This window comes from Acinetobacter sp. LUNF3 (assembly GCF_022699605.1).
Lineage (GTDB): Bacteria > Pseudomonadota > Gammaproteobacteria > Pseudomonadales > Moraxellaceae > Acinetobacter > Acinetobacter johnsonii.
Genome location: NZ_CP093968.1, coordinates 1849871 through 1873505, shown reverse-complemented (window position 1 = coordinate 1873505; position 23635 = coordinate 1849871). Strand labels below are relative to the sequence as shown.

24 protein-coding genes are annotated in these 23635 nt (G+C 41.0%); 11 read left to right on the top strand and 13 right to left on the bottom strand.

What is annotated here, in order from left to right; translation table 11 throughout:
- Window positions 1–116 precede the first annotated feature (116 nt).
- The gene (locus tag MN200_RS09150; protein ID WP_058869485.1) at window positions 117–1169 is read right to left on the bottom strand and encodes a nitronate monooxygenase; all 1053 of its coding nucleotides are present in this window, start codon (window positions 1167–1169) and stop codon (window positions 117–119) included.
- Between the two features lie 208 nt (window positions 1170–1377).
- Here MN200_RS09150 and MN200_RS09145 point away from each other — a divergent pair, with 208 nt between their 5' ends.
- Both MN200_RS09145 and MN200_RS09140 read left to right on the top strand, forming a co-directional pair.
- Window positions 1378–2637, top strand: a complete 1260-nt coding sequence (locus tag MN200_RS09145; RefSeq protein ID WP_242759238.1) for a putative DNA modification/repair radical SAM protein — start codon at window positions 1378–1380, stop codon at window positions 2635–2637.
- Window position 2638: 1 nt separating this feature from the next.
- Entirely contained in the window at window positions 2639–3415 is a 777-nt protein-coding gene (locus MN200_RS09140; RefSeq protein WP_178928621.1) for a TIGR03915 family putative DNA repair protein, read from the top strand.
- Between the two features lie 287 nt (window positions 3416–3702).
- Here the strand turns inward: MN200_RS09140 and MN200_RS09135 are convergent, their stop codons facing one another.
- From MN200_RS09135 to ahpF, 3 genes are all read right to left on the bottom strand, one after another.
- A complete protein-coding gene (locus MN200_RS09135) occupies window positions 3703–4401 on the bottom strand; it encodes a VIT family protein (protein ID WP_148826219.1) in 699 nt (232 codons plus the stop codon).
- Between the two features lie 119 nt (window positions 4402–4520).
- Window positions 4521–4862, bottom strand: a complete 342-nt coding sequence (locus MN200_RS09130; RefSeq protein ID WP_058869489.1) for a hypothetical protein — start codon at window positions 4860–4862, stop codon at window positions 4521–4523.
- 180 nt (window positions 4863–5042) lie between these two features.
- Window positions 5043–6608, bottom strand: a complete 1566-nt coding sequence (gene ahpF / locus MN200_RS09125; RefSeq protein WP_242759236.1) for an alkyl hydroperoxide reductase subunit F — start codon at window positions 6606–6608, stop codon at window positions 5043–5045.
- Between the two features lie 238 nt (window positions 6609–6846).
- On the opposite strand from ahpF, the gene MN200_RS09120 reads away from it, so the two are divergent.
- Window positions 6847–7065, top strand: coding sequence for a DUF1653 domain-containing protein (locus MN200_RS09120; RefSeq protein WP_004693482.1), 219 nt, complete (start codon window positions 6847–6849; stop codon window positions 7063–7065).
- Between the two features lie 30 nt (window positions 7066–7095).
- The gene (locus tag MN200_RS09115; RefSeq protein ID WP_242760521.1) at window positions 7096–7701 is read left to right on the top strand and encodes a class I SAM-dependent methyltransferase; all 606 of its coding nucleotides are present in this window, start codon (window positions 7096–7098) and stop codon (window positions 7699–7701) included.
- A gap of 25 nt (window positions 7702–7726) precedes the next feature.
- Here MN200_RS09115 and MN200_RS09110 read toward each other — a convergent pair whose 3' ends face one another.
- Together MN200_RS09110 and MN200_RS09105 are read right to left on the bottom strand one after the other, a co-directional pair.
- Window positions 7727–7930: a KTSC domain-containing protein gene (locus MN200_RS09110; RefSeq protein ID WP_086209342.1), complete on the bottom strand. Its 204-nt coding sequence runs from the start codon at window positions 7928–7930 to the stop codon at window positions 7727–7729.
- Between the two features lie 138 nt (window positions 7931–8068).
- On the bottom strand, window positions 8069–9499 hold the full coding sequence (locus tag MN200_RS09105; RefSeq protein WP_005399616.1) for a pyridoxal phosphate-dependent aminotransferase: 1431 nt from the start codon (window positions 9497–9499) through the stop codon (window positions 8069–8071).
- 228 nt (window positions 9500–9727) lie between these two features.
- Here MN200_RS09105 and msrB point away from each other — a divergent pair, with 228 nt between their 5' ends.
- From msrB to MN200_RS09080, 5 genes are all read left to right on the top strand, one after another.
- Complete coding sequence (gene msrB / locus MN200_RS09100) at window positions 9728–10147, top strand: peptide-methionine (R)-S-oxide reductase MsrB (RefSeq protein WP_005399615.1); 420 nt, start codon at window positions 9728–9730, stop codon at window positions 10145–10147.
- Entirely contained in the window at window positions 10144–10626 is a 483-nt protein-coding gene (locus MN200_RS09095; protein ID WP_004980122.1) for a glutathione peroxidase, read from the top strand. Before msrB ends, MN200_RS09095 begins: the two co-directional genes overlap by 4 nt.
- A 66-nt stretch (window positions 10627–10692) precedes the next feature.
- Window positions 10693–11499, top strand: coding sequence for an AraC family transcriptional regulator (locus MN200_RS09090; RefSeq protein WP_242760520.1), 807 nt, complete (start codon window positions 10693–10695; stop codon window positions 11497–11499).
- 47 nt (window positions 11500–11546) lie between these two features.
- Complete coding sequence (locus MN200_RS09085) at window positions 11547–12170, top strand: LysE family translocator (RefSeq protein WP_234304868.1); 624 nt, start codon at window positions 11547–11549, stop codon at window positions 12168–12170.
- Window positions 12171–12283: 113 nt separating this feature from the next.
- Window positions 12284–14488, top strand: coding sequence for a TonB-dependent receptor (locus tag MN200_RS09080; RefSeq protein ID WP_242759234.1), 2205 nt, complete (start codon window positions 12284–12286; stop codon window positions 14486–14488).
- Window positions 14489–14545: 57 nt separating this feature from the next.
- Here the strand turns inward: MN200_RS09080 and dapC are convergent, their stop codons facing one another.
- From dapC to MN200_RS09055, 5 genes are all read right to left on the bottom strand, one after another.
- Window positions 14546–15715 (bottom strand): succinyldiaminopimelate transaminase, encoded by a 1170-nt coding sequence (dapC, locus tag MN200_RS09075; RefSeq protein WP_242759232.1) that lies wholly within the window; start codon window positions 15713–15715, stop codon window positions 14546–14548.
- A gap of 24 nt (window positions 15716–15739) precedes the next feature.
- Window positions 15740–18406, bottom strand: a complete 2667-nt coding sequence (gene glnD / locus MN200_RS09070) for a [protein-PII] uridylyltransferase (RefSeq protein WP_078390119.1) — start codon at window positions 18404–18406, stop codon at window positions 15740–15742.
- A 28-nt stretch (window positions 18407–18434) separates the two neighbouring features.
- Window positions 18435–19649, bottom strand: a complete 1215-nt coding sequence (gene purT / locus MN200_RS09065) for a formate-dependent phosphoribosylglycinamide formyltransferase (protein ID WP_242759228.1) — start codon at window positions 19647–19649, stop codon at window positions 18435–18437.
- Between the two features lie 233 nt (window positions 19650–19882).
- Window positions 19883–20230, bottom strand: a complete 348-nt coding sequence (gene ygaH, locus MN200_RS09060) for an L-valine transporter subunit YgaH (protein ID WP_004980107.1) — start codon at window positions 20228–20230, stop codon at window positions 19883–19885.
- Entirely contained in the window at window positions 20227–20979 is a 753-nt protein-coding gene (locus MN200_RS09055) for an AzlC family ABC transporter permease (protein WP_087015000.1), read from the bottom strand. The genes ygaH and MN200_RS09055 overlap by 4 nt, the downstream gene beginning before the upstream one ends.
- A 101-nt stretch (window positions 20980–21080) precedes the next feature.
- Between MN200_RS09055 and MN200_RS09050 the strand changes: the two genes are divergently transcribed.
- Window positions 21081–21563 (top strand): hypothetical protein, encoded by a 483-nt coding sequence (locus MN200_RS09050; RefSeq protein ID WP_004980102.1) that lies wholly within the window; start codon window positions 21081–21083, stop codon window positions 21561–21563.
- Window positions 21564–21857: 294 nt separating this feature from the next.
- On the opposite strand, the gene MN200_RS09045 is transcribed toward MN200_RS09050, so the two are convergent.
- The gene (locus tag MN200_RS09045) at window positions 21858–22553 is read right to left on the bottom strand and encodes a Crp/Fnr family transcriptional regulator (protein WP_010326580.1); all 696 of its coding nucleotides are present in this window, start codon (window positions 22551–22553) and stop codon (window positions 21858–21860) included.
- Between the two features lie 117 nt (window positions 22554–22670).
- Between MN200_RS09045 and MN200_RS09040 the strand changes: the two genes are divergently transcribed.
- Window positions 22671–23210 carry an Mpo1-like protein gene (locus MN200_RS09040; RefSeq protein ID WP_242759225.1) on the top strand — a complete coding sequence of 180 codons (540 nt, stop codon included), beginning with the start codon at window positions 22671–22673 and terminating at the stop codon, window positions 23208–23210.
- 57 nt (window positions 23211–23267) lie between these two features.
- On the opposite strand, the gene MN200_RS09035 is transcribed toward MN200_RS09040, so the two are convergent.
- A complete protein-coding gene (locus tag MN200_RS09035) occupies window positions 23268–23606 on the bottom strand; it encodes a hypothetical protein (RefSeq protein WP_242759223.1) in 339 nt (112 codons plus the stop codon).
- Window positions 23607–23635 lie beyond the last annotated feature (29 nt).

Below are 23635 nucleotides of genomic sequence, written 5' to 3'. Positions count from 1 at the left end.
ACGGCTTTGTTGCATAAATATGTAAGCATCTGATTTAAATAGATTTAATTTTGGATCAAAAAATAATCAAAACTTTTAAAATCATATAGTTATGAAATCTTTGTGCAACAAAGCCCTTAATAACTGACTTGTTGCATTTCAACCAACAATTGGTTAATTAAGTCAGGTGCTTCCATGGCACGAATTTGCGAAACATTCGTACCTGCCCAAAATGCACCAAAGCCTTGATCGCCTTGTTTACTTGCTGCGGCATGTAATTGTTTTCCAAGATCATAACAGTAGGGATATGCAGCAACAGCAGGGCGGTTCGGTAGATCAATCTGGGTATGCCAGTGACCCAGTAAGCCGCGAGCTGGGCGACCTGAAATACTGGCACTTATTTGTGTGATGTGCTCATGGAAAAGTGCATGACGGTAGGCATCATTGGCATTCGACGTTTTGCATTGTACGAAAGCTGTCCCCAACTGTACCGCACTCGCGCCGAGGCTTAACATCTGCTGAGCCTGTGTACCATTCATAATGCCACCCGCAGCAATAATCGGGCACCGACAGTGCTGCGTCAGTAATTGTACGAGGTCGACCGTACGTATTGCACTATCAAAATGTTCATTAAAAATCCCGCGGTGTCCACCTGCTTCTATGCCTTGAGCAATAATAAAATCAATTCCTGCTGCTTCAATGGCCCGTGCTTCCGCTAAGTTGGTTGCAGAAACCATGGTTAAAATGCCAGCGTCTTTTAGCGCCTGTATTTGGTGCGGATGGGGAATACCGAAGTGAAAACTGACGGCTTTAGGGCGAGTTTCAAGTACAACATTTAAAAAGTCATCATTGTCCAAAAAGCTAGGATAAATACAGTGCAGTTGCGTGGGGGGGGCTGCATCGTATTGTTCAAAATGAGGTCTTACAAAATCAATCCATGTTTGTGCGATAGCTGGATCAAGTTCGACACTTTGATGACAGAAAAAATTAACTTGAAAAGGTTGTTCGGTCAGTGCTTGGGTTTTTAAAATTTGGCTACGTGCGGTTTCTGCGGTGTTTGCACCTAATCCAAGTGAGCCTAGCCCGCCTTGATTTGAAACCTCCGCCGCAAGCTCTGGTGTGGAAACACCAGCCATCGGTGCAAGGAAGATAGGATGTTTAATTTCAAGGCGTTCTAATAATAAAGACATGTACTTGCTCCTTTTACATATAGACACTTTGCCCAAGCACTGCAAAATTGGCAAATAATATTCAGTATTTTCTCGAAAAATATCTAAAAGCAATCACGTTTATTTTTCGGTTTTTAGCGACAATCCATGTCGTTGGGTATGTGTATTGGTAATGCTTTTAGTCTGAAATTTTTTATACTTTTATTTTTAGATTTTACTGAGGACCGTCATGACCGATCGTATCCGTGAAAAGCTACAGATTTTAGCTGATGCAGCTAAATATGACGTGTCCTGTTCGTCCAGTGGTAGCAATCGTAAAAACAAAGGCAAAGGTTTGGGGAATACAGGAAACGGTATCTGTCATAGTTATACAGAAGATGGTCGCTGTGTTTCATTGCTTAAAATTCTATTTTCAAATGTCTGTATTTTTGATTGTTCGTACTGTGTTTCTAGACGCTCTAATGATGTCAAACGAGCCGCTTTTACTGTACAAGAAGTGGTGGATTTAACCATCAACTTTTACCGCCGCAATTATATTGAAGGGTTATTTCTCAGTTCAGGTATTTTTAAATCAGCTGATTTCACTATGGAGCGAATGCTACAAGTGGTGAAAAAATTACGCCTTGAAGAAAACTTTAATGGTTATATTCATCTAAAAACGATACCTGGTGCTTCCCAAGAGATTATTACCGAGGCGGGCTTATATGTAGACCGCATGAGTATTAACTTGGAAATGCCAACGGAAGTTGGTTTAAAACAGTTTGCACCTGAGAAATCACATGCAGAAGTACAAAAGGACTTGGGCATTGTCCGCGACCGCTTAATTCAGTTGACGGATGAACGGCGTGTAATTCGGCATGTGCCGAAGTTTGTACCCGCGGGACAAACCACTCAGATGGTGGTGGGCGCACATCAAGAAACAGACAAAGATATTATTTTAATGGCGGATCACCATTACAAAGTGTATCAGCTCAAACGGGTGTATTTTTCAGGTTATATCCCAATCAATGAACAGGAAAAAATGCTTCCTGTTGTGGGTTCTGCACCGCCATTATTAAGAGAAAATCGGCTGTACCAATCGGATTGGCTCATGCGTTTCTATGGTTTTGATGCGCAGGAAATTGTGAATGATCAGCATCCGAATTTAGATTTGGACATCGACCCGAAGCTAAGTTGGGCACTACGTAACCCTGAGCATTTCCCTGTTGATATTCAACATGCAGACTATCGTATGATTTTACGTGTTCCGGGGATAGGGGTGCAATCGGCTAAAAAAATTGTGCAAGCTCGTCGTTTTGGGCAGATTCATATCGATCAACTAAAGCGTATGGGAATTGCTTACAATCGGGCACAGCATTTTATTCGCTGTGCAGATACGCCAAAGTTTAAAAAAGAACAACAAGCGAACCAGATTCGGCAGCACATTTTGCAATCGGGGCAATCCAAATATCAAAAACAGTTTTCGCCTCAACTAGGCTTTGGTTTTTAGTATGTCGACATATCACTTTGATCAAAGCATGACTGGACTACTGAGTTGTGTATATAGAAGCTTTCAGTTTAAAGATTTTGACGTCAAGCTTGCATCTAACAATTCACAAGCCAGCTTGTTTGATGAGTGTATTGAGGTTGCTTCAAATGACGAACACGCAGAGCGAGTTTGGCGGGGATTAAAACAAAAAATCACAGCTGAGAGTCTGCGATCTTTTTATTATTGCTTTCTGTCTGAGCAGGAACAGGCACATCAACATCTTTTTAATTTCTGTATCTATGTGTTTAAAAATACACATTCTGTAGATCGTAACTATGCGCATGCGGATATATTGGCTGTTTCGCAGTGGGCCAAGCAAGTGGGCAGAGAAAAGCACCGTATGGAAGCTTTTGTCCGCTTTAAAAAATGTCAGGATGGATTGTTTTTAAGTTTGGTACAGCCAGATTTTAATGTTTTACCGCTGATAGAACCACATTTTAGAAACCGATATCAAGATCAAAGATGGTTGATTTATGATGAAAGAAGAAATTTTGGAATTTATTATGATTTGACAGCTGTGCATCAGGTGAAGATGGATGTGGATCAAATTGATCATGCACACAAAGTCGGACACAGTCAGTCCTTTAGTGTTGAATTAGATGATGATGAGCTGCTGTATGACCAGTTATGGAAAGATTATTTTAAAAGTATCAACATCGAGGCAAGAGCAAATATCAAACTACATGTGCAATATGTTCCTAAACGCTACTGGCGTTATATGAATGAAAAAACAATCTAGCGAGATGTAAGTAAGGCGTTGACTCATCATTTTCTATGATGTTTTGGGCTGTTATGGGAAGGGGAATAGACGTTAAGCAATTCATGCTAATTAAAAAATAAGCTGTTGCACCTGTAGAATTGAACTTCAATCATCAGTAATAGTGCATCTGAGTAGTGGCTCAGAGAAAAATGTGCAAGCTTAAAGTTGATGGTAAATGATGCTGTAAATAGTAAAAAGCCCATTCAATCCATGGACTTTTTACATTTTAAATAGGTAGTCTGCTATCGCTTTTCGTGTTGTTGACGTTAAACATGCACATTAAATAGGGAGCCAATCCAACTAGAAAATAGCATCGCAAAAATTCCCCATAGTGTCACACGAAATGCACCTGTCCACATAGAAGTCCCAGAAAAGTAGCTCGATAAAGCCCCTAAACCGAACAATGATAGTACCCCTGTTAGGGCAACTGACTGAGTCAGATAACCTTGAGGGCTTAATAGAATGGCCAGCATAGGAAACAGAGCACCTAGTGAAAAGGCGAGGGCAGAAGAACCCGCGGCTTCAAGTGGCTTTGCACTGGTATTTTCATGGATGCCTATTTCATCACGAGCATGTGCAGACAGTGCATCATGTGCGCTGAGTTGTACTGCGACTTCATGTGCCAGTTCGGGTTCTAGTCCACGTTGTATATAAATTTGAGTCAGTTCTTTAAGTTCTAAGTGCGGGTTTTTATCTAACTCCCTAGCTTCATGTTTTAAGTCGGCTTCTTCAATATCTGATTGAGACTTCACCGAAATATACTCACCCGCAGCCATAGAGCTTGCACCTGAAATGAGCCCTGCAATACACGTGATGAGTAAGGTATGGCTTGTTGCGCCACTGGCTGCCATCCCCATAATCAAACTGGTCACTGAAATGATGCCGTCATTGGCACCCAAAACCGCTGCACGTAGCCAACCAGTACGATGAATTAAATGAGGTTCAACATGGTGAGAATAGGACATGACGATAGATCATCCTCAAAATTTAAAGTTATGATTTATTTAATAATGCACGTTTCATCTACTATAGCACAGCCCATAAAAAAGCCTCCGAGTGGGAGGCTTTTTTGAGTTTAGAAATATTATTGCGCTTTTTCTTTCACATCAGCAGCGCCTTGTTCTACTGCACCAGCAACATGAGCTGTTGCTTCTTTAGAGGCATTTTTAACATCTTCAGCAGCAGCTTCAGTTTTCGCAGCAGCTTCGTCAGCGGCAGCACCAATTTTTGCAGATGCTTCATCTGCCGCTTTCTGAGTGTCAGATACGGCTTCACTTGCAGCTTTGTTAATGTCATGACCTGCTTGTTCAGCAGCATTTTCAAGGTGTTCACCTGTCGTTGCACCTGTTTCAGGTGCTTTTTCTTTTGAACAACCCACTAAAACAACAGCAGCAGCAAGACCTAAAGCAATAAGTAATTTATTCATTTTCATATCCTTTTCGTTTTATACCCAAAAGTAGGGGTTGGGCAAAATATAATCTACTTTGAATGTAAAGCAGACTGCATTATTGTTAAAAAAATGTAATTTTTTATAAAAAACAGCGTGATAAAAAGGCTTATAAGCTGAGTTGCCTATAAGCCTTTAGCAGGGAAGCATTTGAGAGGATTACACGCCAGAACGAATAATATAATCAAAAGCAGACAGAGCTGCTTTCGCGCCTTCACCTGTGGCAATGATGATTTGCTTGTATGGCACAGTCGTACAGTCACCTGCGGCAAATATACCTTTGACATTGGTTTCGTTGCGATCGTTAATCATAATCTCATTACGGTTTGAAAGCTCAACAGCAGTCTCTTTTAAGAAATCAGTGTTTGGTAATAAACCAATTTGCACAAAGATTCCTGCAAGCTCAACCGTATGTTCTACATCCGTTGCACGGTCTTTATATTTCAATGCCGTCACTTGTGAACCATCACCCACAACTTCGGTCGAGAGTGCATTCAGGATCACCGTAGTGTTAGGCAAACTATGCAATTTGTCTTGCAACACTTGGTCGGCACGTAGTTTGGTATCAAACTCAACCAAAGTTACATGTTCAACAATCCCAGCAAGATCAATCGCAGCTTCGACACCTGAGTTACCTCCGCCAATTACTGCTACACGTTTGCCTTTAAACAGTGGACCATCACAGTGTGGGCAGTAAGCAACACCACGAGTACGGTATTCTGCTTCGCCCGGCACATTCATTTCTCTCCAACGTGCACCTGTTGAAAGAATCACAGTTTTAGATTCAAGCTTCGCACCATTTTCTAAAGTGACTTCAACCAAGCCATTCGCGGTCTCATCTGCACCTTTGATGTTAGAAACACGTTGTAAGTTCATGATGTCCACACCGTACTCACGTACATGTGCTTCCATTTCAGCAGCAAACTTCGGCCCTTGGGTCTTTTGAATCGAGGTATAGTTTTCAATGTCCATGGTATCCATGACTTGACCACCCATACGTTCAGCCACGATCCCTGTTTTAATGCCTTTACGTGCTGCGTAAATGGCAGAGGTATTTCCCGCAGGGCCACCACCAATCACGAGAACATCAAAAGCATCTTTGGCATTGAGTTTTTCAGCTTCTTTGACTGCTGAATTGGTATCCAGTTTGGCAATAATTTCTTCCAAGGTCATACGGCCTTGACCGATATGGGTGTTGTCTTGGAACACCATCGGTACAGCCATGATTTTGCGTTCTTCAACTTCATCTTGGAAGAATGCACCATCAATCATAGTTGCTGTCGTGCCTGGATTGTAAATGGCAATCAGGTTCAAGGCTTGCACCACGTCTGGACAGTTATGACAGCTTAAAGAGACAAATACATCAAAGTTAGACTGGATGCCCAAAGCTTTGATTGAAGCCAAAACTTCATCCGATACTTTGGGTGCGTAACCTGAGGTTTGTAACAATGCCAAAATCAAAGAGGTAAACTCATGCCCCATCGGCAAACCCGCAAAGAAAACACGCGGTTCTTCACCGGCTTTTGCTACACCAAAGCTGGGTACACGTGAGTTTTGACCATCAAAACGTGCAGTCACCAGTGGAGACAGTGCTGCAACTTCTTCAACCAATTCTTTGATTTTGTCTGATTTCTCAGTACCGTTCAAAGTCGCAACCAATTCAATCGGACCTTCTAGGCGTTCAAGAAGTGTTTTTAATTGAGCTGAAGTATTTTGATCTAACATTGTTAAGCTCTCCAAAGCAGTCTATAAATTTATTTGATAGAAGAATCATAGAGTAAATCTAAAAATAGATAAAACAGTTTGTTTTTATTTTAATAATCGGTTTTATAGATTTAAAAGTATTTTCTTCAATCATTTCATAAAGCTATATGGGGGAATTAAATGATTTTTCAAGTGATTTGCAGTTTCAGCCGTATAAATTAGGTATGATCGAGACAATTAAAAAATAGGGAAGCAAGTGATGCAATTACAGCGCGGTATTTATCAGCATTATAAAGGGCAACTGTATCAAGTTTTACATGTAGCGACGCATAGTGAAACCGAAGAAAAACTGGTGGTTTATCAGTGTTTATATGGGGATTACTCGATTTGGGTACGTCCACTTGCCATGTTTACTGAAACGGTAATGCTAGAAGATGATCGTGAAGTTGAGCGCTTTAAACTGATTCAAGAAGTATAAACAACGCTAAGTAAAGTAGAGGGGGATTTGATCATGCATGCAGAATTTTTGAATAAAGTATCGGCCTTATATCAACGCTTTCAAGAACATGACAGTACGCAAGCAGATCGTATTGCGCGCTTTCGCAATATTGAGCCTGAGTCTGCACAGTTTTTGGCGCAACTGGTGCATATTCAACAGCCTCAGCAGATATTAGAAATAGGAACATCAACGGGCTACTCAACCTTATGGTTGGCTTATGCAGCGCAACAAGTGAATGCTCGATTAACCACTTTGGAAATTGATGCTGAGAGAAGTCAACAAGCCGCGAGTCATCTTGCGGATTTCAATTTATCCAATGGCGTTGAGTTTTGGGTGGGTGACGCAGCTGAATATTTGAAGCAGTCGCAAGCCATCTTTGATTTTATATTGCTAGATGCTGAACGTGATGCTTATGTCGACTATTGGCCAGATTTGAAACGACTAATGTGTGTTTCACGCGGAGTTTTGGTGGCTGATAATGTTCTATCGCATGCAGATCAAGTCACGGACTTCATCGCGCTTATTCAGCAGGACGAGCAGTTTAACCTGTCTACATTAGCGATTGGTGCCGGCTTGTTGGTGGTGACGTGGGATCATGGAAAACAATCAGGATAAATCCTGATTGTTTGTGCTTGAAAAATTAATGAATACTTAAGCGTGTAAAGTGCAAATCATATTCTAAATATTTATGAACAAAGGCTGTTTTATTATTACATCGAACTAAATTGTTATAAACAAATTCAGGCACGGGATGATACAACTCGCCTGAACCATCGGCATAGAAAATTTTTAAATAGCGTGAAGAAGCATTGTATTTCCAGGATGTTACCGCAATTGTCCCCATAAGCGACTCCCCATCATCTCAATGGAATCACAGCAAAATGGCTGCTTCTTTTAAACTTATGCCAAACTTGAAAAGTGATGTATTACAGTTTTGTAAATAAAAAAACCGTACATAAAGTACGGTTTTTTAAGTGATCAATTAACGCATTTTCGCAAGGAAACGGCCTACTCGGGTAATGGCTTCACGTAGTTCATTTTCAGCAGGTAAGAACACCACACGGAAGTGATCTGGTGTTGGCCAGTTAAAGCCTGTGCCTTGAACCAGAAGTACTTTTTCAGCACGAAGTAGATCAAGCATCAGTTTTTCATCATCCTGAACTGGATAGATTTCTGGGTCCAATTTCGGGAAGCAATACATTGCACCTTCAGGCTTAACACATGATACACCTGGAATGTCATTCAACATTTGCCAAGCAATATTACGCTGCTCGTATAAACGACCACCCGGACGAATTAAATCATTGATTGACTGGTAGCCGCCTAAAGCAGTTTGAATGGCATACTGTGCTTGGTGGTTGGCACACAAACGCATAGAAGCGAGCATATCTAAACCTTCAATATAGTCGACTGCACGTGACTTATCGCCTGTGATGGCCATCCAGCCTGAACGGTAACCCGCAATACGGTATGCTTTAGATAAGCCATTGAAAGAGATACAGAGTTGGTCACCCGCTAATGCTGCTACAGAAACATGTTCAATACCGTCATAAACAATTTTGTCGTAAATTTCATCTGCAAACAAAATCAAATCGTGCTTTTTAGCCAATGCGACGATTTGCTCAAGTACATGGCGTGGATAAACTGCACCTGTTGGGTTGTTTGGATTAATAATCACGATACCGCGGGTACGTGGTGTGATTTTACTCTCCATATCCGCAATATCGGGATACCAAAAGTTTTCTTCATCACATTTATAATGAATAGCTGTACCGCCTGAAAGATTTACCGCAGCCGTCCAAAGGGGATAGTCAGGCATTGGCACGAGCATCTCGTCACCATCATCTAACAAGCCTTGCATGGCCATCACGATCAATTCAGAGACACCATTTCCGATATACACGTCATTAACGTGCATATCTAAAATGCCTTTTTGTTGGTAGTACTGACAGATGGCTTTACGCGCAGGGAAAATCCCTTTTGAGTCGGTATAGCCCACTGCATTTGGCAGGTTTAAAGCTACATCATTAATAATCTCTTGAGGAGCTTCAAAACCAAAAGGTGCAGGGTTACCAATATTGAGTTTGATAATCTTATGACCGGCTTCTTCCATTTCATTGGCCGCTCGCAACACTGGTCCACGGATGTCGTAGCAAACATGCTCGAGCTTAGACGATTTTTTTATTTCGCGTGGGGTGTGGAGAGTGTTCGGCATTTTGATGTTCTCGGAAAGAGTGGAGGTCACTTTTGCATAACGGTATAAATAGCTTTTAAATGTTTCAGTTGTCACCAGATCGAGATCATGTTCATCTCTAAGTAAAGCAACAATTTTTTCATGCGTAAATCCCACCTGTTGATATTGTTTAATCACAGGCAGTAGATGTTTAAAAATAACGCTCTTTTTTTGCGACATTTTTTTAATCCTGAGCAAGAATGTCAATAAGACTAACATTAAATTTGCTCACAAAAAAGCATTAAAGAAAATAAATTGCTTACCTCTTTTGTAAAATGCTTTCTTTTTGCTTTTATTGGAATTATAGGTCTTTTGTAAATTGTGAACTAAACACTAGAAATTTTAAGATGAATCACGTAAATATAGGATTATCCTATTTTAAATAGCAAGATGGAAAGGGACGTAATCATGGGAAAACTCAATAAAACAGACCGAGAATGGCAAAGAGAGTTATCACCTGACGAATTTCGCATTACGCGACAAAAGGGGACGGAGCCAGCTTTTACGGGGAAATATTGGAATACTAAACAAGCCGGCACTTATGTATGCCGTTGTTGTGGTACGCCATTATTTAATTCTGAAAACAAATATGACAGTGGTTGCGGCTGGCCAAGTTTTTATAAGCCACTCAATACGACTGTGATAGAAGAGCATCAAGATACAACACATGGCATGGTGCGTACCGAAATTGTATGTCATCACTGTGATGCTCATTTAGGCCATGTTTTTACAGATGGACCTGAGCCTACAGGTTTACGTTACTGTGTAAACTCGGCTTCATTAGAACTAGAAACACAAGAAAAAAGTGATGAGGATACTTATCCATGACCAACATTTATCAGTTTGAAGCGGAATTGTTAGATGGAAAAAATAAATCCTTTGCTGACTATGAGGGCGAAGTGCTGCTCATCGTCAATACGGCCAGTAAATGTGGTTTTACACCACAATTTGCGGGATTAGAAAAAATTTATGAGCAATATCATGCACAAGGGTTTGAGGTATTAGGCTTCCCTTGTAATCAGTTTGGGGGGCAAGATCCGGGTAGCAATGAGCAAATAGGAACGTATTGTCAGAAAAACTATGGGGTGACTTTTCCCATGTTTTCCAAAGTCGATGTTAAAGGCCCAGAAGCCCACGCCATATTCCGTTATTTAACCAATAACAGCAAAGGGATTCTCGGCAGCGGCATTAAGTGGAATTTTACAAAATTCTTGATTGGTAAAGATGGCAAAGTAATTAATCGTTATGCGCCAACCACCAAGCCTGAAGCGATTCAGGCAGATATTGAAAAAGCATTACAACAATAATCTGTTGATGTGTCGTCAGTGGTGAAAGAGCAAGGTACTTCAGTTGAATTTTGGAGTGATCCGCGCATGTCCTATGTGGAAACACGTCGGGCATGTGCAAGTCTTGCTTGTTATAAAGCCCATAGTCATCCGACATTTTCAATTGGAACGGTGGATCAAGGTAACAGCATTTTCACTAGCCACTTCGGTGGAACGCAACAAATAGACGTGGGTACCTTGGTATTGGTTCCTGCACATGTAGAACATGAGTGTAATCCTGTTCCAGATCAAGCTTGGAGCTACCAAATGATGCATTTAGATGCACGTTGGTTGAACCAGTTATTACAAGAAACTGCACATAAAGATGCTTATCAAGACATACCGCAGTTCAAACCTGTGTTGTATAAACAGCCTAAGATGTATCAAGACTTTAGTTGTCTCAACAGTCAATTATTTGATACTGCACTGTCTTATTGGGAAAAAGAACAAAGCTTAATCACAACACTTACTGAGCTTTTATTTCCATATATTCAGCTAGAACTGCTTGCTCCTCAACACTATGCACAGCAAGAGTTTAAGCAGCTTTTATCGATGATTCAGGATACTGACGCGTTTTTATCATTAGAGCAAATGTCGCAAGAAGTCCAGTTGAGTCGGTATGCCATTATTCGGCTATTTAAATCATTTTTAGGCATGACGCCGCACGCTTATCAATTGAATCATAAAATTAATGATGCACGCATCTTTTTAAAACAAGGTATGGATATTGCGCAACTGAGTTATACGTTGGGCTTTAGTGACCAAAGTCATTTTCATCGTGTTTTTAAAAATTTAACGGGCACTACGCCTAAGCTCTATCAAAAGCAACATCGCGCAATTTTATCCAAGAGTTGATCTTCATCCATCGTTAGGCTTGTCTCACTTTTAAAGAGAGATTAGTGATGGAGCTTTTTATTGTTATTGCTGTGACGCATTTTGTGGCTTTGCTTTCTCCTGGCCCTGATTTTTTCCTGATTCTGATGACGGCATTAAACAGTGGTCAAAGAAGAGCACGATATACAGTTTTCGGTATTGTAGCTGGGAATGCTTTTATTCTAGCGCTGATTTTTACTTTACTGGGGTGGCTTGGGCATATTCATGCTTTTGTTCTGATGTTGCTACGCGGATTAGGTGTTGCGTATTTGTTGTATTTGTCTATACAGTGTTTTCGCTATAAGCATCATGAAAATGTTGATGTTCAAGCACATGATTCCATACCTCATCAAACTAAAATTCTATGTTTTACTCAAGGTTTACAGTCAAGTTTGCTGAACCCTAAAAATATGATGTTCTATAGTAGTTTGATATTGCTGGTTTATTCAAAATCTGATGTTTGTACCTTGCTCTTAATGAGTCTCTGGATGGTGGCTGTGGTTCTGATGTGGAATCTGTTGTTGCTTAAGTTATTGAGTTGGAAGTGCTGGAATCATTTTTTAACTCAGCGACTCAACTGGCTTTATAAGATGTCAGGGTGCTGCTTTGCCTCTTTTGCAATCGTTTTGTTATTAGATGGACTAGTAATATGAGAATCTTAAAGTAAAAGTCAATCAGTTGTCTGACATCATAAGTTATAACAATGGAATAATTAATTCTCATTTACTATCAGGCTCGAATTTTAGATTGATGAAAAAGGTAGGAAATGGTTAAGCTGAAACCATTGGTGTTAATGATGGTATGTGTATCTGGGTACAGTATTTCACATTCTGCCGAAGCTCCAGTTGTCGTTGAATCTGACTCATCATCTCAGGCGAGTAATGTTACAGCTTTGGAAACAATCCGTATAGTTGCAAGTGCCGATGCTTCTGCAAATGGTTTAATGGAGGCTTTCGCTGGTGGACAGGTCGCGACTGGCGGGCGAGTAGGTGTCTTTGGTAACCAGAAAAATTTAGATAACCCATTTAGCTTAACCAGCTATACCAACCAATACATTCAAGAACGTCAAGCAAAGAGTGTTGGGGATGTTTTACAAGTTGATCCATCCGTTCGTTTAGCGAAAGGTTTTGGTAACTTTCAGGAAACTTACTTTATTCGTGGTTTCGTTTTGGCCTCTGATGATACAAGTTATAATGGCTTGTATGGGATTTTGCCGCGTCAATACATTCCTACAGAATTATTTGAGCGAGTTGAAGTTTTCAAAGGTGCTTCAGCATTTTTAAATGGTGCAATGCCGGGAGGTTCTGGCATTGGTGGTTCTGTTAACTTGGTGCCTAAACGCGCAGCCAATGAACCGCTTAAACGTGTAACAGCAGGTACAGATTTTAATGGTGGTTACTTATCGAGTGATGTATCCGAACGTTTTGGTGAAAATGATGAAAATGATGAAAATGATGAATATGGTGTACGTGTAAATACGGCATACCATGGCGGTGGTACAGAAGTTGAAAAAGAAGATAATTCGCTTGGGTTGGCTTCGATTGCGCTTGATTATCGTGGTGATCAACTGCGCTTATCAGGCGATTTAGGGTACAACAACAACCGTCTTAAAGAAAACCGTCCAAGTTTGCGTTTGACCAATGCGGTAACTTCGGTTCCAAGTGCATCACAATATGCGGATTATCATGGACAATCATGGACATATTCTAATGAGGAAGATGTCTTTGGTAGTTATCGTGCAGAATATGACTTTAATGATGCAGTGACTGCATATGCTGCTTATGGTTTCCGTGTGAGTGAAGAAGCGGGCGTATATTCTAGTCAGCAACTCAGCAATACTGAAACGGGCGCTGCCTCTTTATTTGCCTCAACAATTTTACGAAAAGATAAAAACCATACGGGTGAAGTGGGTGTTAAAACCAAATTTAATACTGGTACATTAAGCCATAATGTTGTTTTGTCTGGTTCGATGTACCAAGCAGATAAGCGCTATAGTTATGGTTATGCTACAGGAGTGGCTGATAACTTCTATAACCCTATTTATAGTAATGAGTTTAATATTGATAAATGGCTAGGTTCTAAAGGAACTTATCCGAAAGCGAATGTGGCGACTTTAAGAAGTGTGGCTTTAGGTGACAATATTTCCGCTCTAGATGATCGATTAACGGTAATGCTTGGGGCACGTTATCAAGAAATAGATCAAGATGTTTATTCATATGGGGTCTACAAGCACAACATTAATAAAGATAAAGTTACACCTGCTTTAGGTGTAAGTTATAAAATTACACCTGAACTAGCAGTCTATACCAACTATGTCGAAGCTTTGGTTCAAGGTGATGGCATTTTAGATAGTACTGGTAACTATTATGTGGCTGATCCTTTTGTGTCAAAACAAAAAGAAATTGGCTTGAAATATGAAAATGGTGTAATTGGTGGTGGTTTAAATTACTTCAACACTGAGCGTCGTAAAGCTGCTGTAAATATGGCAGGTTCAGCCCAACCCACTGATGCAAAAAATATTCATCAGGGTATTGAATTTAATGCCTATGGTCAATTAACCGATGCAGTTCGCATCTTAGGTGGTGCAACATGGATTGATACTGAGCAAAAAGAGACGCATCAAGGTTTGTTTGATGGCAACCAAGTGGTTGGTGTGCCGGAGTTTCAGGCGAATGTTGAAGCAGATTGGAAATTACCTGTACCACAAGATGTTTCAATTAATGGTCGTGTCGTTTATACAGGTAGTCAGTACGCAAATAATGCGAATACATTAAAATTAAACGATTGGACGCGTGTAGATGTGGGGGCGAATTATAAAACCCAGATCAATCAAGTTCCAACAGTGATTAATTTTGGTATTACCAACTTATTTGATAAAGAGTATTGGGCTTCAGCAAGTACCAATGATTATACTTACTTAACACTGGCACAACCTCGTACATTTACTTTAAGTGCATCATTTGATTTTTAATCGAATGAAAAAAGAAAACCTCCATTATAGGAGGTTTTCTTATTTAGATGAGCTTATTTATAAAATTGCTTTAAGGCGAGCAATGACTTGTTCACACTGTGCAAGATCTGCAACTAGCGCAAGACGCACATGGTTTTCGCCTGGGTTACCTTGCTCAGTATCGCGTGACAAATAACGTCCAGGAAGTACTTTGACATGTGCTTTTTCCATGAGCATTTTTGCAAAAGTTTCGTCATTATCTACTTTTAACCAGTAGTAAAAGCCTGCATCTGGTTTTTGTAGGGGCAGTATATGGCCTAATTCCTTTTGAAATAAATCAAATTTTGCACGATATTGCACACGGTTTTCTTCAACATGCGCTTCGTCATCCCATGCTGCAATCGAAGCCAATTGGTGCTGTACAGGCATCGCCGCACCATGATACGTACGGTATTGTAAATAAGGTTTGAGCAATGCTGCATCACCCGAGACAAAGCCAGAGCGCATACCCGGTAAGTTTGAGCGCTTAGACAGTGAGTGGAATACGACACAGTTTTTGTAGTCATCTCGGCCTATTTCAGCACAAACTTCGAGTAGGCCCACAGGTGCAGTATCAAACCAAAGCTCTGAATAGCATTCATCCGATGCAATGACAAAACCATATTGGTCTGACAGTGCGATTAATTTTTTGAATTGTTCTTTTGATAACACCGCACCAGTTGGGTTTCCCGGTGTACAGACAAATAACAAGGCTGTTTTCTCCCAGACTTCAGCAGGCACAGCATCAAAGTCACCGAGATAACCATTTTCTTCGGTGCAATTTACAAAGTACGGTTTTGCTCCAGCAAGTAAAGCGGCACCTTCATAAATTTGGTAGAACGGGTTAGGCATAACCACATAAGGCGCATCTTCACGATTTACCAATGCCTGCACAAAAGAGAAAATTGCTTCACGTGTGCCCGAAACAGGCAATATATTGTTTTCTGCACTAATCTGATTGAGTTGAAAACGACGGGTTAGCCAGTTTGCAATACTGGTGCGTAATTCGGGTATACCTTTACTGTTTGGGTAGGTCGATAAATGCTGAAAATTCTCGATAATGGCTTGTTTCACAAACTCGGGTGCAGGATGCTTAGGCTCACCAATCGATAATGGAATGAGGGGTAAGTCTGCGGGAGTAATATCCTGAAATAGTTTATTCAACTTTTCAAAAGGATAAGGGTGTAAAAGGGATAAACTCGAGTTCATGAAACAAAATACCAGTGTGTATTGTTAATGTTGACCACAGACCTGACTAGAGGCTTCATCTAAGGCTGATTTTAGTTGTGCAGCAAAAGTTTCAGCTTCAGTTTCGGTCATGGGTTGCCCATCTTTTTTGGTGACAAAGAAAATATCTTCGGCACGCTCACCTAGGGTGGCAATTTTAGCAGAGTGAATATCTAGACCTTGCATCATAAACAACCCGCCTACTTTGGCAAGTAAGCCGGGATGGTCAAGTGTTGCAATTTCAACCATGTTTTGTTGCAGTGCTTCATTCAGCGTAATATCAACGGTGTTTTCAATGTCGAAATGGCGTAGCTGACGAGGGATGCGACGTTGCATGAGCCCAGGGTATTTATCTGAATTGGCTAAGGCATCTTTTAATGCTGATAGCACTTTTGCTTCACGTTCAGGGTCGGTTAGCAGCGTACCAAAACGGTCAAGAACGACATAAGTGTCTAAGCTAAATGCTTTGGTCGCGGTAATAATACGCGCATCTTGTACGTCCAAGTTCATACGATCGAGAATAGCAACCGTTGTTGCAAACAGATTGGGCTGATCTTGGGTATAAATAAAGATTTGTACCGCATCTTGAGCAAATTTACGCTGTGCGCGCATCAAAACCAGCGGTTCAGGGTTATCACCGTGTTGTAAAATAGCACGTGTGTGCCAAGCAATTTCATCGGCAGACTCTTTGAGGAAATATTCATCCCCCAGTTCTTGCCAGACTTTTTCGACATCATCTAGTGCAAACTCTTCGACCAGTTGTTCGCTGGCAGAAAACTTAGTGTCCTCGATGAGCATTTGATAGTCCACAGGACGGCCTAAACCTGAGCGAATCACGTCACGTGCATGGGTATAGAGCTGACGCATGAGAGATGCGCGCCACGTATTCCAAAGTGAAGGATTGGTTGCATTGATATCCGAAACTGTCAACGTATATAGATAATCGAGATGTTCCATGTCGCCCATTTTCTCAGCAAAAGCTTTAACCACATCGGGGTCAGAAATATCTTTCTTTTGAGAGGTAACAGACATGAGTAAATGGTTTTGGATGAGCCATGCGACAAGGTTGCATTCACGTTCGGTAAAACCATGACTACGACAGAATTCAATCGCATCGCTTGCACCTAGCTCACTATGGTCTCCGCCACGGCCTTTCGCGATATCATGGAAAATGGCAGCCAAATAGACAATGTCACGACGTGCCAGACGTTGGAACACGGAACTCACGACAGGGAAGTCCTTGGCAAACTCAGGTTCTTTGAAACGGTTTAAGTTCCGCAGTAACAATAAGGTGTGTGCATCGACCGTATAGATATGGAACAAGTCATATTGCATCAACCCCATAATCTGCCCAAATGCAGGAATATAGTTACCTAAAACGCCATAACGTTTCATTGCCACCATGGTTTCATATAAACGATGGGGTGAGCGAATGATGGCCATAAACAGGGCTTGATGCGCTGGATTATCTCTATATTTTTGGTCAATACGTTTAGCTGCCAAAATTAACAAACGTAGCGTACGCGCGCGAATGCCTGTAATTTCAGGTCGATTGGCCAATATATAGAAAATTTCTAAAATAGCACTTGGAATTTCAGAGAAAATTTTATGGTGTTGAACGGCTAGTTTGCCGTCGACCAGTTTAAAATTTTCATTGATTTCCTCAATGTTACGCTCATAGTTCGGTAGGCGTGGGGTAATCACAGATTCATTGAAATAAGCCAACAGCATTTCATTCAGCGTGGTGACTTGTTGAGCGCTTCGATAATAACGCTTCATGAATTGTTCAATTGGATAATTCGGTGATTTGCCTTCTTCACGCACATAGCCAAACTTTGCGGCAATGTCACGTTGATAGTCGAACAGTAAACGGTTTTCATCACGTTTAGTGAGGCGGTGTAGGTGATGACGAATTTCCCAGAGGAAGCTTTCGGCTTCTTCTAATACCCCTAACTCAAACTCTGAAATAAAGCCTAAGTGCACCAAGTCATAAATACGGTTGACGCGGAAATGCCGCTTAGCAATCCAACCAATTTGGTTAATGTCCCGAATGCCACCCGGCGCGTTTTTAATATCAGGCTCTAGATTACTTTCCGTAAAGTTATGCTGTGCATAGCGTTTGGCCTGTTCTTCCATTTTTGCATCATAGAAGGTCTTGTCTGTCCATGTTTGTGAAACAATGCGTCGTGGCCATTTGGCTAAGTGTTCATTGCCTGTAATTAAACGGGACTCAATGAGGGCAGTAGCAACAGTTAAGTCGGAGGTTGCTTGTTCAACACAGTTGGCAATGGTACGTACACTAATGCCGGGCTTGAAATTGCCGACATCCCAAAGTGAGGAAATAAAGACTGAAATGATTTTCTCTTGTTCTTCGCTAAACTCATCCTCAGACAAGATCATGATGTCTACATCAGAGTAAGGCAGCATCTCTCGGCGACCGTAACCACCGACAGCAAATAAACTTAGGTCTGTCTGATCGAGTTTTGCATATTTCCATAGGAAAATAAGTGCTTCATCGGTCATATTTGAACGCGTTAAAATGATATCGCGGATGGATTGGCCATGATCAAAACTTTCTTGTAATTGATTTTCGACATCACTACGCCATTGATTAATCGCTTTGATGTCGTGATTGCTGCTGACATAGTTAAGCAGTGGAGAAGTATTGATCATGAACCGTATCCGTATATTTTAACAACGCTTAATTTTGATGAACGCTCACTAGTCCAGCAGCTTCGGCCGCCAGTTCACGCGCTTGGTCGGTTGTTTCAGCACGTGCTGTCGCAACGCCCATACGGCGACGTGTAAAGCCTTCTGGTTTTCCAAAAATGCGTAAATCAGTATTTGGGTTTGCCAAAGCAAGATTTAAGCCAGAAAAAGATAAGTTATTATCATCTACGCCTGCATAGATGACGGCACTCGCTGCAATGCTGTGGCGTGCTGTATTGACAGGTAATCCCAAAATCGCACGTGCATGTAATTCAAATTCACTTTGGAACTGAGAGGCAAGCGTCACAAGACCTGTGTCATGTGGGCGTGGTGATACTTCACTAAACCACACTTTATCGCCTTTGACAAAGAGTTCTACACCGAAAATACCACAGCCACCCAATGCGATGGTGACTTTATTGGCAATACGTTTTGCTTCGTCGAGGGCCACTGGTGACATAGCTTGAGGCTGCCAGCTTTCAACATAGTCGCCCGCGTCTTGGCGGTGACCAATTGGGTCGCAGTACGAAGTTTCAATTTCACCCGTTTCTGGGTTTTTTGAACGTACTGTTAATAGCGTAATTTCAAAATCAAAATCAATTTGTGATTCTACAATTACTGTTCCTTGATTTACACGACCACCTGTTTGTGCATATTTCCACGCAGCATCTACTTCTGAAAATTCTTTTACGCGGGATTGGCCTTTACCAGAAGAGGACATGACTGGTTTAACAAAGTTTGGATAACCAATGTCATCACATGCAGCACGGAAAGATTCTAAAGTATCTGCAAAACGGTAAGCCGATGTCGGTAAGCCCAGTTCTTCCGCAGCTAAACGACGGATGCCTTCACGGTTCATGGTTAAATTAACCGCTTTTGCAGAGGGGATGACTGTGGCAATATTTTCTTGTTCGATTTCAACCAATACTTGTGTCGCAATGGCTTCAATTTCAGGGACAATTAAATTCGGCTTAACGTCCTGAATGAGTTGTTTAAGCGCTGTCGCATCTGCCATATTTAAGGTATAGGCATAGTGTGCCACTTGCATTGCAGGAGCATGATCGTAACGGTCAGCAGCATGAACTTCTACACCCAAACGTTGTAAAGAAATCACAACTTCTTTCCCAAGCTCTCCAGAACCCAATAGCAGGACTTTAAATGCTGAAGGCTGAAGTGGAGTACCAATAGTAACGCTCATGTAAATCATCCATGCTTGATTTTATGGGCTTTTAGCATAGCAGAACTCTTAAAAGTGTTCAGGGTTCATTCACATAAATTAATGATATTGTCCAACAATTTTTTTTATAAAGCTGCGCATTCCAAAGTCAAAATTTTCATGCAAAAGGATGCTAAATAAACTTTTCCAATCAAGCTGGAAATGACTTGCACAGCTGAGCGCTTCAAATAGTAAATTAGGTTTTGATGGATGCAAGATATGGGTTAAAAAGGCATAGGAATATAGGTATAAACCAAACCATAGCTCAGTGCTGCGGTGAGTGTAGCGGGGACAATTTGCTTAAACTTGAAATAAAGTCCAGCTAATACGATGAAGCCGACCAACATGGCAAAACTTTTATTGGGTGTATCTAACAGTGGTGGCAAGGTGGCAACCACAAGCATTGAACTAATCGCCGCAATACCAATCGAACCCAATGCAATTTTTAACCATAGAGCACCGCGCTTTTGTGAACCTTGCTGGAACTTTTGAATGACGAAGAATGGGCCAAAGCGTGAAGCAAAATTTGCAATACCCACTACAATGCCGACCAAAATAATTTCGATATTCATGCTTGATCTCCCATATGTTCAGGGTCTGGTTTTTTCAGTACATAGTGCTTAAACAAACCTGCAAATATACCTGAACTGATACCAATAAAAATTGCAGCAGATAAGTCAATAAAATAGCAGGCAATGGCAGATACAAGAATGGTCACAGCCACCACAAAAGTGTGTTTCTTTTCAAATGCTGCCAATAAGAAACTTAAGAACAGTGCAGGTAATAAAAAGTCTAGAGCGGCTTGTAAAAACTGGGGTAAATGACTGACTTGGTCTGCAAACATTCCACCTAGAAAAGAACCTATAGCCCATGCGAGCCAACTAAACAGGCTTAAGCCCAGCATCCAAGACTCAGACCACTCTTGACGGCGTTGTGACAGTTTAATCATACCTGAGGCAAAGACTTCGTCGGTTAGCCCCCATGACCAAATAGCGGTTTTTTTTAAGTTCAGTTTATCTTGAATTAAGTTTTGTAGCGCAGGGCCATAGAGTAAGTGACGAATATCTAGGGCAATCACAGTGAGGGCAGTCATCCAAATAGACGTGCCACTACCCAATAGTGCAACCACTAAAAACTGACTGGCCCCTGCATACATTGAGCAGGATAAAAATAAAGCTTCCCATGCACTAAAGCCAAACTGGGTTGCAGATACACCAAAGGCAAAAGAAACAGGCAGATAGGTAAAGATAATCGCTTGGCTATCCTTAGCCCCTTGCCAAAAGCCAGCAGCTTGTGCAGGAGTGGGATTAAGTTCGGACACAACACACCTTGAAGAAGACTTTATCAATAGGTCAAAATTGATTGTGTATTGTAACTGAATTCACTAGCATAGTGCCCAATTGTTTGTTGAGGCGTTTAACCATGTTGAAGCTCGAATTACGTACTTTAGGGCTGGCTGCTATAATTGTAAGCAGTTTACTTTTGCAAGCTTGTGGGCAGTCAGAGCAAGCTCCTGAACAAAAAGTAGAAATTAAGGCTGCGCCAAAAATTACCAATGACGCTACGGAATATGCCCAGCGTGCTTGGGTGTTTATCAATGAAGTCGATGGCTTGGTCTATAATAAGCAACTGGATCAGATTGAAGCCAAAGTCCGTCATCCTGCACGTAAACTCAGTACGGACTGGCGTATCAATGTCAAAATGACAGACTCAGTGACCGAAGGGAAATACGCACTGTGCCGTAAAGCCTTGACCAGTTTAGAAGTATGGGCTCGTGAGACCTTAGACGGTTCGTCAAGTGTTGCACAGAAACAGAGCGATTATGAACGTGATAAAGCACAATGTCGGGGCGCAATTGATAACCCAAGTTTAGGCAATACAGACCCTAAAAAAGTGGGTGTCTAAGACCGATATAGTATGACCAAAAGCGAGTTTTAAAAACTCGCTTTTTTATGGTTAGAGCTTTAATGAATGACATAATAAAAATATCCCTATACAATAAAATATAAGAATTGAGTCGAATTTTGAGAGTTAATCTAAAAAATTTAGCTGTTGCAATGTTTGCATTAGCTGCCTGTCAAACACGGTGACAGCAGTCCAAAGTCGTTGAGAAAAATAGTCAAGACGTTACGCCGCGTAGCAATATTTTTATACATCTTTTTTATATGAATTGCGCTCTTAAGGCGCACACTTGATTGTCTATTCTGAGCTATGTGCCATTTTATGCAGCATTGCAGGATCTAAAATCTTAATCTTTTTAAAAGCAATTGCCAGTATTCCTTGTTTTTCTAAGTTTTGAAGTTCTTGGTTAATCGTTTGGCGTGAACACATCAGCATTTGAGCTAGTTGCTCCTGTGATAAATGGATTTCATCATTGGTAATCGATAGATGGTTGCCATAACCGCTTAAAATAAACAGTAAGCGTTGAGCCAGTCGTTGGCTGATATTTTGACTTTGGATTGCGATTAGTTCTAAAAAAGCGAGGCGTAACTTCTGTGAAGCAAGCTGTGCAATATGAAACCAAAATTCTGGGGTAGCTTGGATAAACGCCTCAACATCGCGTTTAGGCAGATGGAGCAGGGTGCTTTTTTGAATAGCAATCGCATCGTGCGAACGCGGTTGCTGATCTATTAATGAAATTTCTCCAAACCACATAATCGGTTCTGCGATTGCTGCAACTGCTTCTTTACCTTCAATGTCGACATGACCTAAGCGAATTGCGCCGTTCAAGACTGCATAGATGCCATCAAATAAATCTCCAGAGTGAAAAACAGCTTGGTCTTTTGCAACCTCAATATATTTGGCATGTTGCACAATATACTGTTGATAGGCTTGTGGTAGTTTGGCGAACCAATTGTTATTGAGTAATTGTTGTTGATGTTGAACTTCCAGCATTCCGCGTCCTTTCGTGATTGATCGAGCAACTTGTCAGGTCGACGACAACTTGATGAGCTGTTTTCCTTTAAAGTTATTCTATATCGTGATCAATATCATGCAATAAGGAAATACAGTATGAGTAAATTAGAAAAATTATTAAGTCAGTATGCAGCTTATCATCTTGATCATAAAAATATCGTGACCCACTTTGTGGGTATTCCGTTGATTGTGTTTTCAATTATGTGCTTAACCGCGAGAGCTGGCATGGCTGTGGGCAGTTTTGAAATTACCTTGGCGATGGTTTTGATATTAGCGAGTATTGTTTACTACTTAAGCCTAGATCGAATTTTTGGTGTGATCATGTTAGTGATCTATGCCATGGCTTATCCATTGGCTTATAAAATTGCACAGTTTGATTTGGGACTTTGGTTAGGTCTCAGTATTGGTATTTTTGTCGTTGGCTGGGCGTTCCAGTTTGTCGGGCATTTCTATGAGAAGAAAAAACCGGCCTTTATGGATGATGTGATTGGCCTAGCCATCGGTCCATTATTTGTTTTGGCGGAAATGGTGTTTATGCTTGGTTTTAGAAAAGACATCGAACAACGCATGTTAGATGAAGCGCGCAAACAGCGTGCTGCAATGGATAATAAACATGTCTCTGTGACATCACATTAACTGAATTGTTTTATCGATAAAAAAGCCAGTGAATTTCACTGGCTTTTTTATGCTGTTTTAAGATGTCTTCGCGACTTTATGTATATCTGGTTGAGCTTTGGGTGTATTCGGGTTTGGAGCATGAGCATCTTTATGGGATTTATGGGTCATATCATTGGCTTTCATTGAATCATGTTTCACCATTTTATCTTGCTTCATGGCTTGATCGTGTTTGGATGTTTTGTCTTGTTTCATTGCCTGATCATGTTTCGTCACGTTCATGGTTGCGACGCACTTACCACCTTTATGATTTGCACCTGTACCACCCGACAGTGTTGTTCCTTGTGGGCATGCAAATGCTGTAGCGCTAAGCGTTGTGAATAAACCTGCTGCAATAAATGTGCTGATCTTTTTCATTTTCGTTTGTTCAATGAAGGCATTAGTGC

What these genes read in the sequence shown, in the direction of transcription:
- MN200_RS09150 (WP_058869485.1), bottom strand. Translation starts at nt 1,169, where the DNA reads ATGTCTTTATTATTAGAACGCCTTGAAATTAAACATCCTATCTTCCTT.
- MN200_RS09145 (WP_242759238.1), top strand. Translation starts at nt 1,378, where the DNA reads ATGACCGATCGTATCCGTGAAAAGCTACAGATTTTAGCTGATGCAGCT.
- MN200_RS09140 (WP_178928621.1), top strand. Translation starts at nt 2,639, where the DNA reads ATGTCGACATATCACTTTGATCAAAGCATGACTGGACTACTGAGTTGT.
- MN200_RS09135 (WP_148826219.1), bottom strand. Translation starts at nt 4,401, where the DNA reads ATGTCCTATTCTCACCATGTTGAACCTCATTTAATTCATCGTACTGGT.
- MN200_RS09130 (WP_058869489.1), bottom strand. Translation starts at nt 4,862, where the DNA reads ATGAATAAATTACTTATTGCTTTAGGTCTTGCTGCTGCTGTTGTTTTA.
- ahpF (WP_242759236.1), bottom strand. Translation starts at nt 6,608, where the DNA reads ATGTTAGATCAAAATACTTCAGCTCAATTAAAAACACTTCTTGAACGC.
- MN200_RS09120 (WP_004693482.1), top strand. Translation starts at nt 6,847, where the DNA reads ATGCAATTACAGCGCGGTATTTATCAGCATTATAAAGGGCAACTGTAT.
- MN200_RS09110 (WP_086209342.1), bottom strand. Translation starts at nt 7,930, where the DNA reads ATGGGGACAATTGCGGTAACATCCTGGAAATACAATGCTTCTTCACGC.
- MN200_RS09105 (WP_005399616.1), bottom strand. Translation starts at nt 9,499, where the DNA reads ATGTCGCAAAAAAAGAGCGTTATTTTTAAACATCTACTGCCTGTGATT.
- msrB (WP_005399615.1), top strand. Translation starts at nt 9,728, where the DNA reads ATGGGAAAACTCAATAAAACAGACCGAGAATGGCAAAGAGAGTTATCA.
- MN200_RS09095 (WP_004980122.1), top strand. Translation starts at nt 10,144, where the DNA reads ATGACCAACATTTATCAGTTTGAAGCGGAATTGTTAGATGGAAAAAAT.
- MN200_RS09090 (WP_242760520.1), top strand. Translation starts at nt 10,693, where the DNA reads ATGTCCTATGTGGAAACACGTCGGGCATGTGCAAGTCTTGCTTGTTAT.
- MN200_RS09085 (WP_234304868.1), top strand. Translation starts at nt 11,547, where the DNA reads ATGGAGCTTTTTATTGTTATTGCTGTGACGCATTTTGTGGCTTTGCTT.
- MN200_RS09080 (WP_242759234.1), top strand. Translation starts at nt 12,284, where the DNA reads ATGGTTAAGCTGAAACCATTGGTGTTAATGATGGTATGTGTATCTGGG.
- dapC (WP_242759232.1), bottom strand. Translation starts at nt 15,715, where the DNA reads ATGAACTCGAGTTTATCCCTTTTACACCCTTATCCTTTTGAAAAGTTG.
- glnD (WP_078390119.1), bottom strand. Translation starts at nt 18,406, where the DNA reads ATGATCAATACTTCTCCACTGCTTAACTATGTCAGCAGCAATCACGAC.
- purT (WP_242759228.1), bottom strand. Translation starts at nt 19,649, where the DNA reads ATGATTTACATGAGCGTTACTATTGGTACTCCACTTCAGCCTTCAGCA.
- ygaH (WP_004980107.1), bottom strand. Translation starts at nt 20,230, where the DNA reads ATGAATATCGAAATTATTTTGGTCGGCATTGTAGTGGGTATTGCAAAT.
- MN200_RS09050 (WP_004980102.1), top strand. Translation starts at nt 21,081, where the DNA reads ATGTTGAAGCTCGAATTACGTACTTTAGGGCTGGCTGCTATAATTGTA.
- MN200_RS09045 (WP_010326580.1), bottom strand. Translation starts at nt 22,553, where the DNA reads ATGCTGGAAGTTCAACATCAACAACAATTACTCAATAACAATTGGTTC.
- MN200_RS09040 (WP_242759225.1), top strand. Translation starts at nt 22,671, where the DNA reads ATGAGTAAATTAGAAAAATTATTAAGTCAGTATGCAGCTTATCATCTT.
- MN200_RS09035 (WP_242759223.1), bottom strand. Translation starts at nt 23,606, where the DNA reads ATGAAAAAGATCAGCACATTTATTGCAGCAGGTTTATTCACAACGCTT.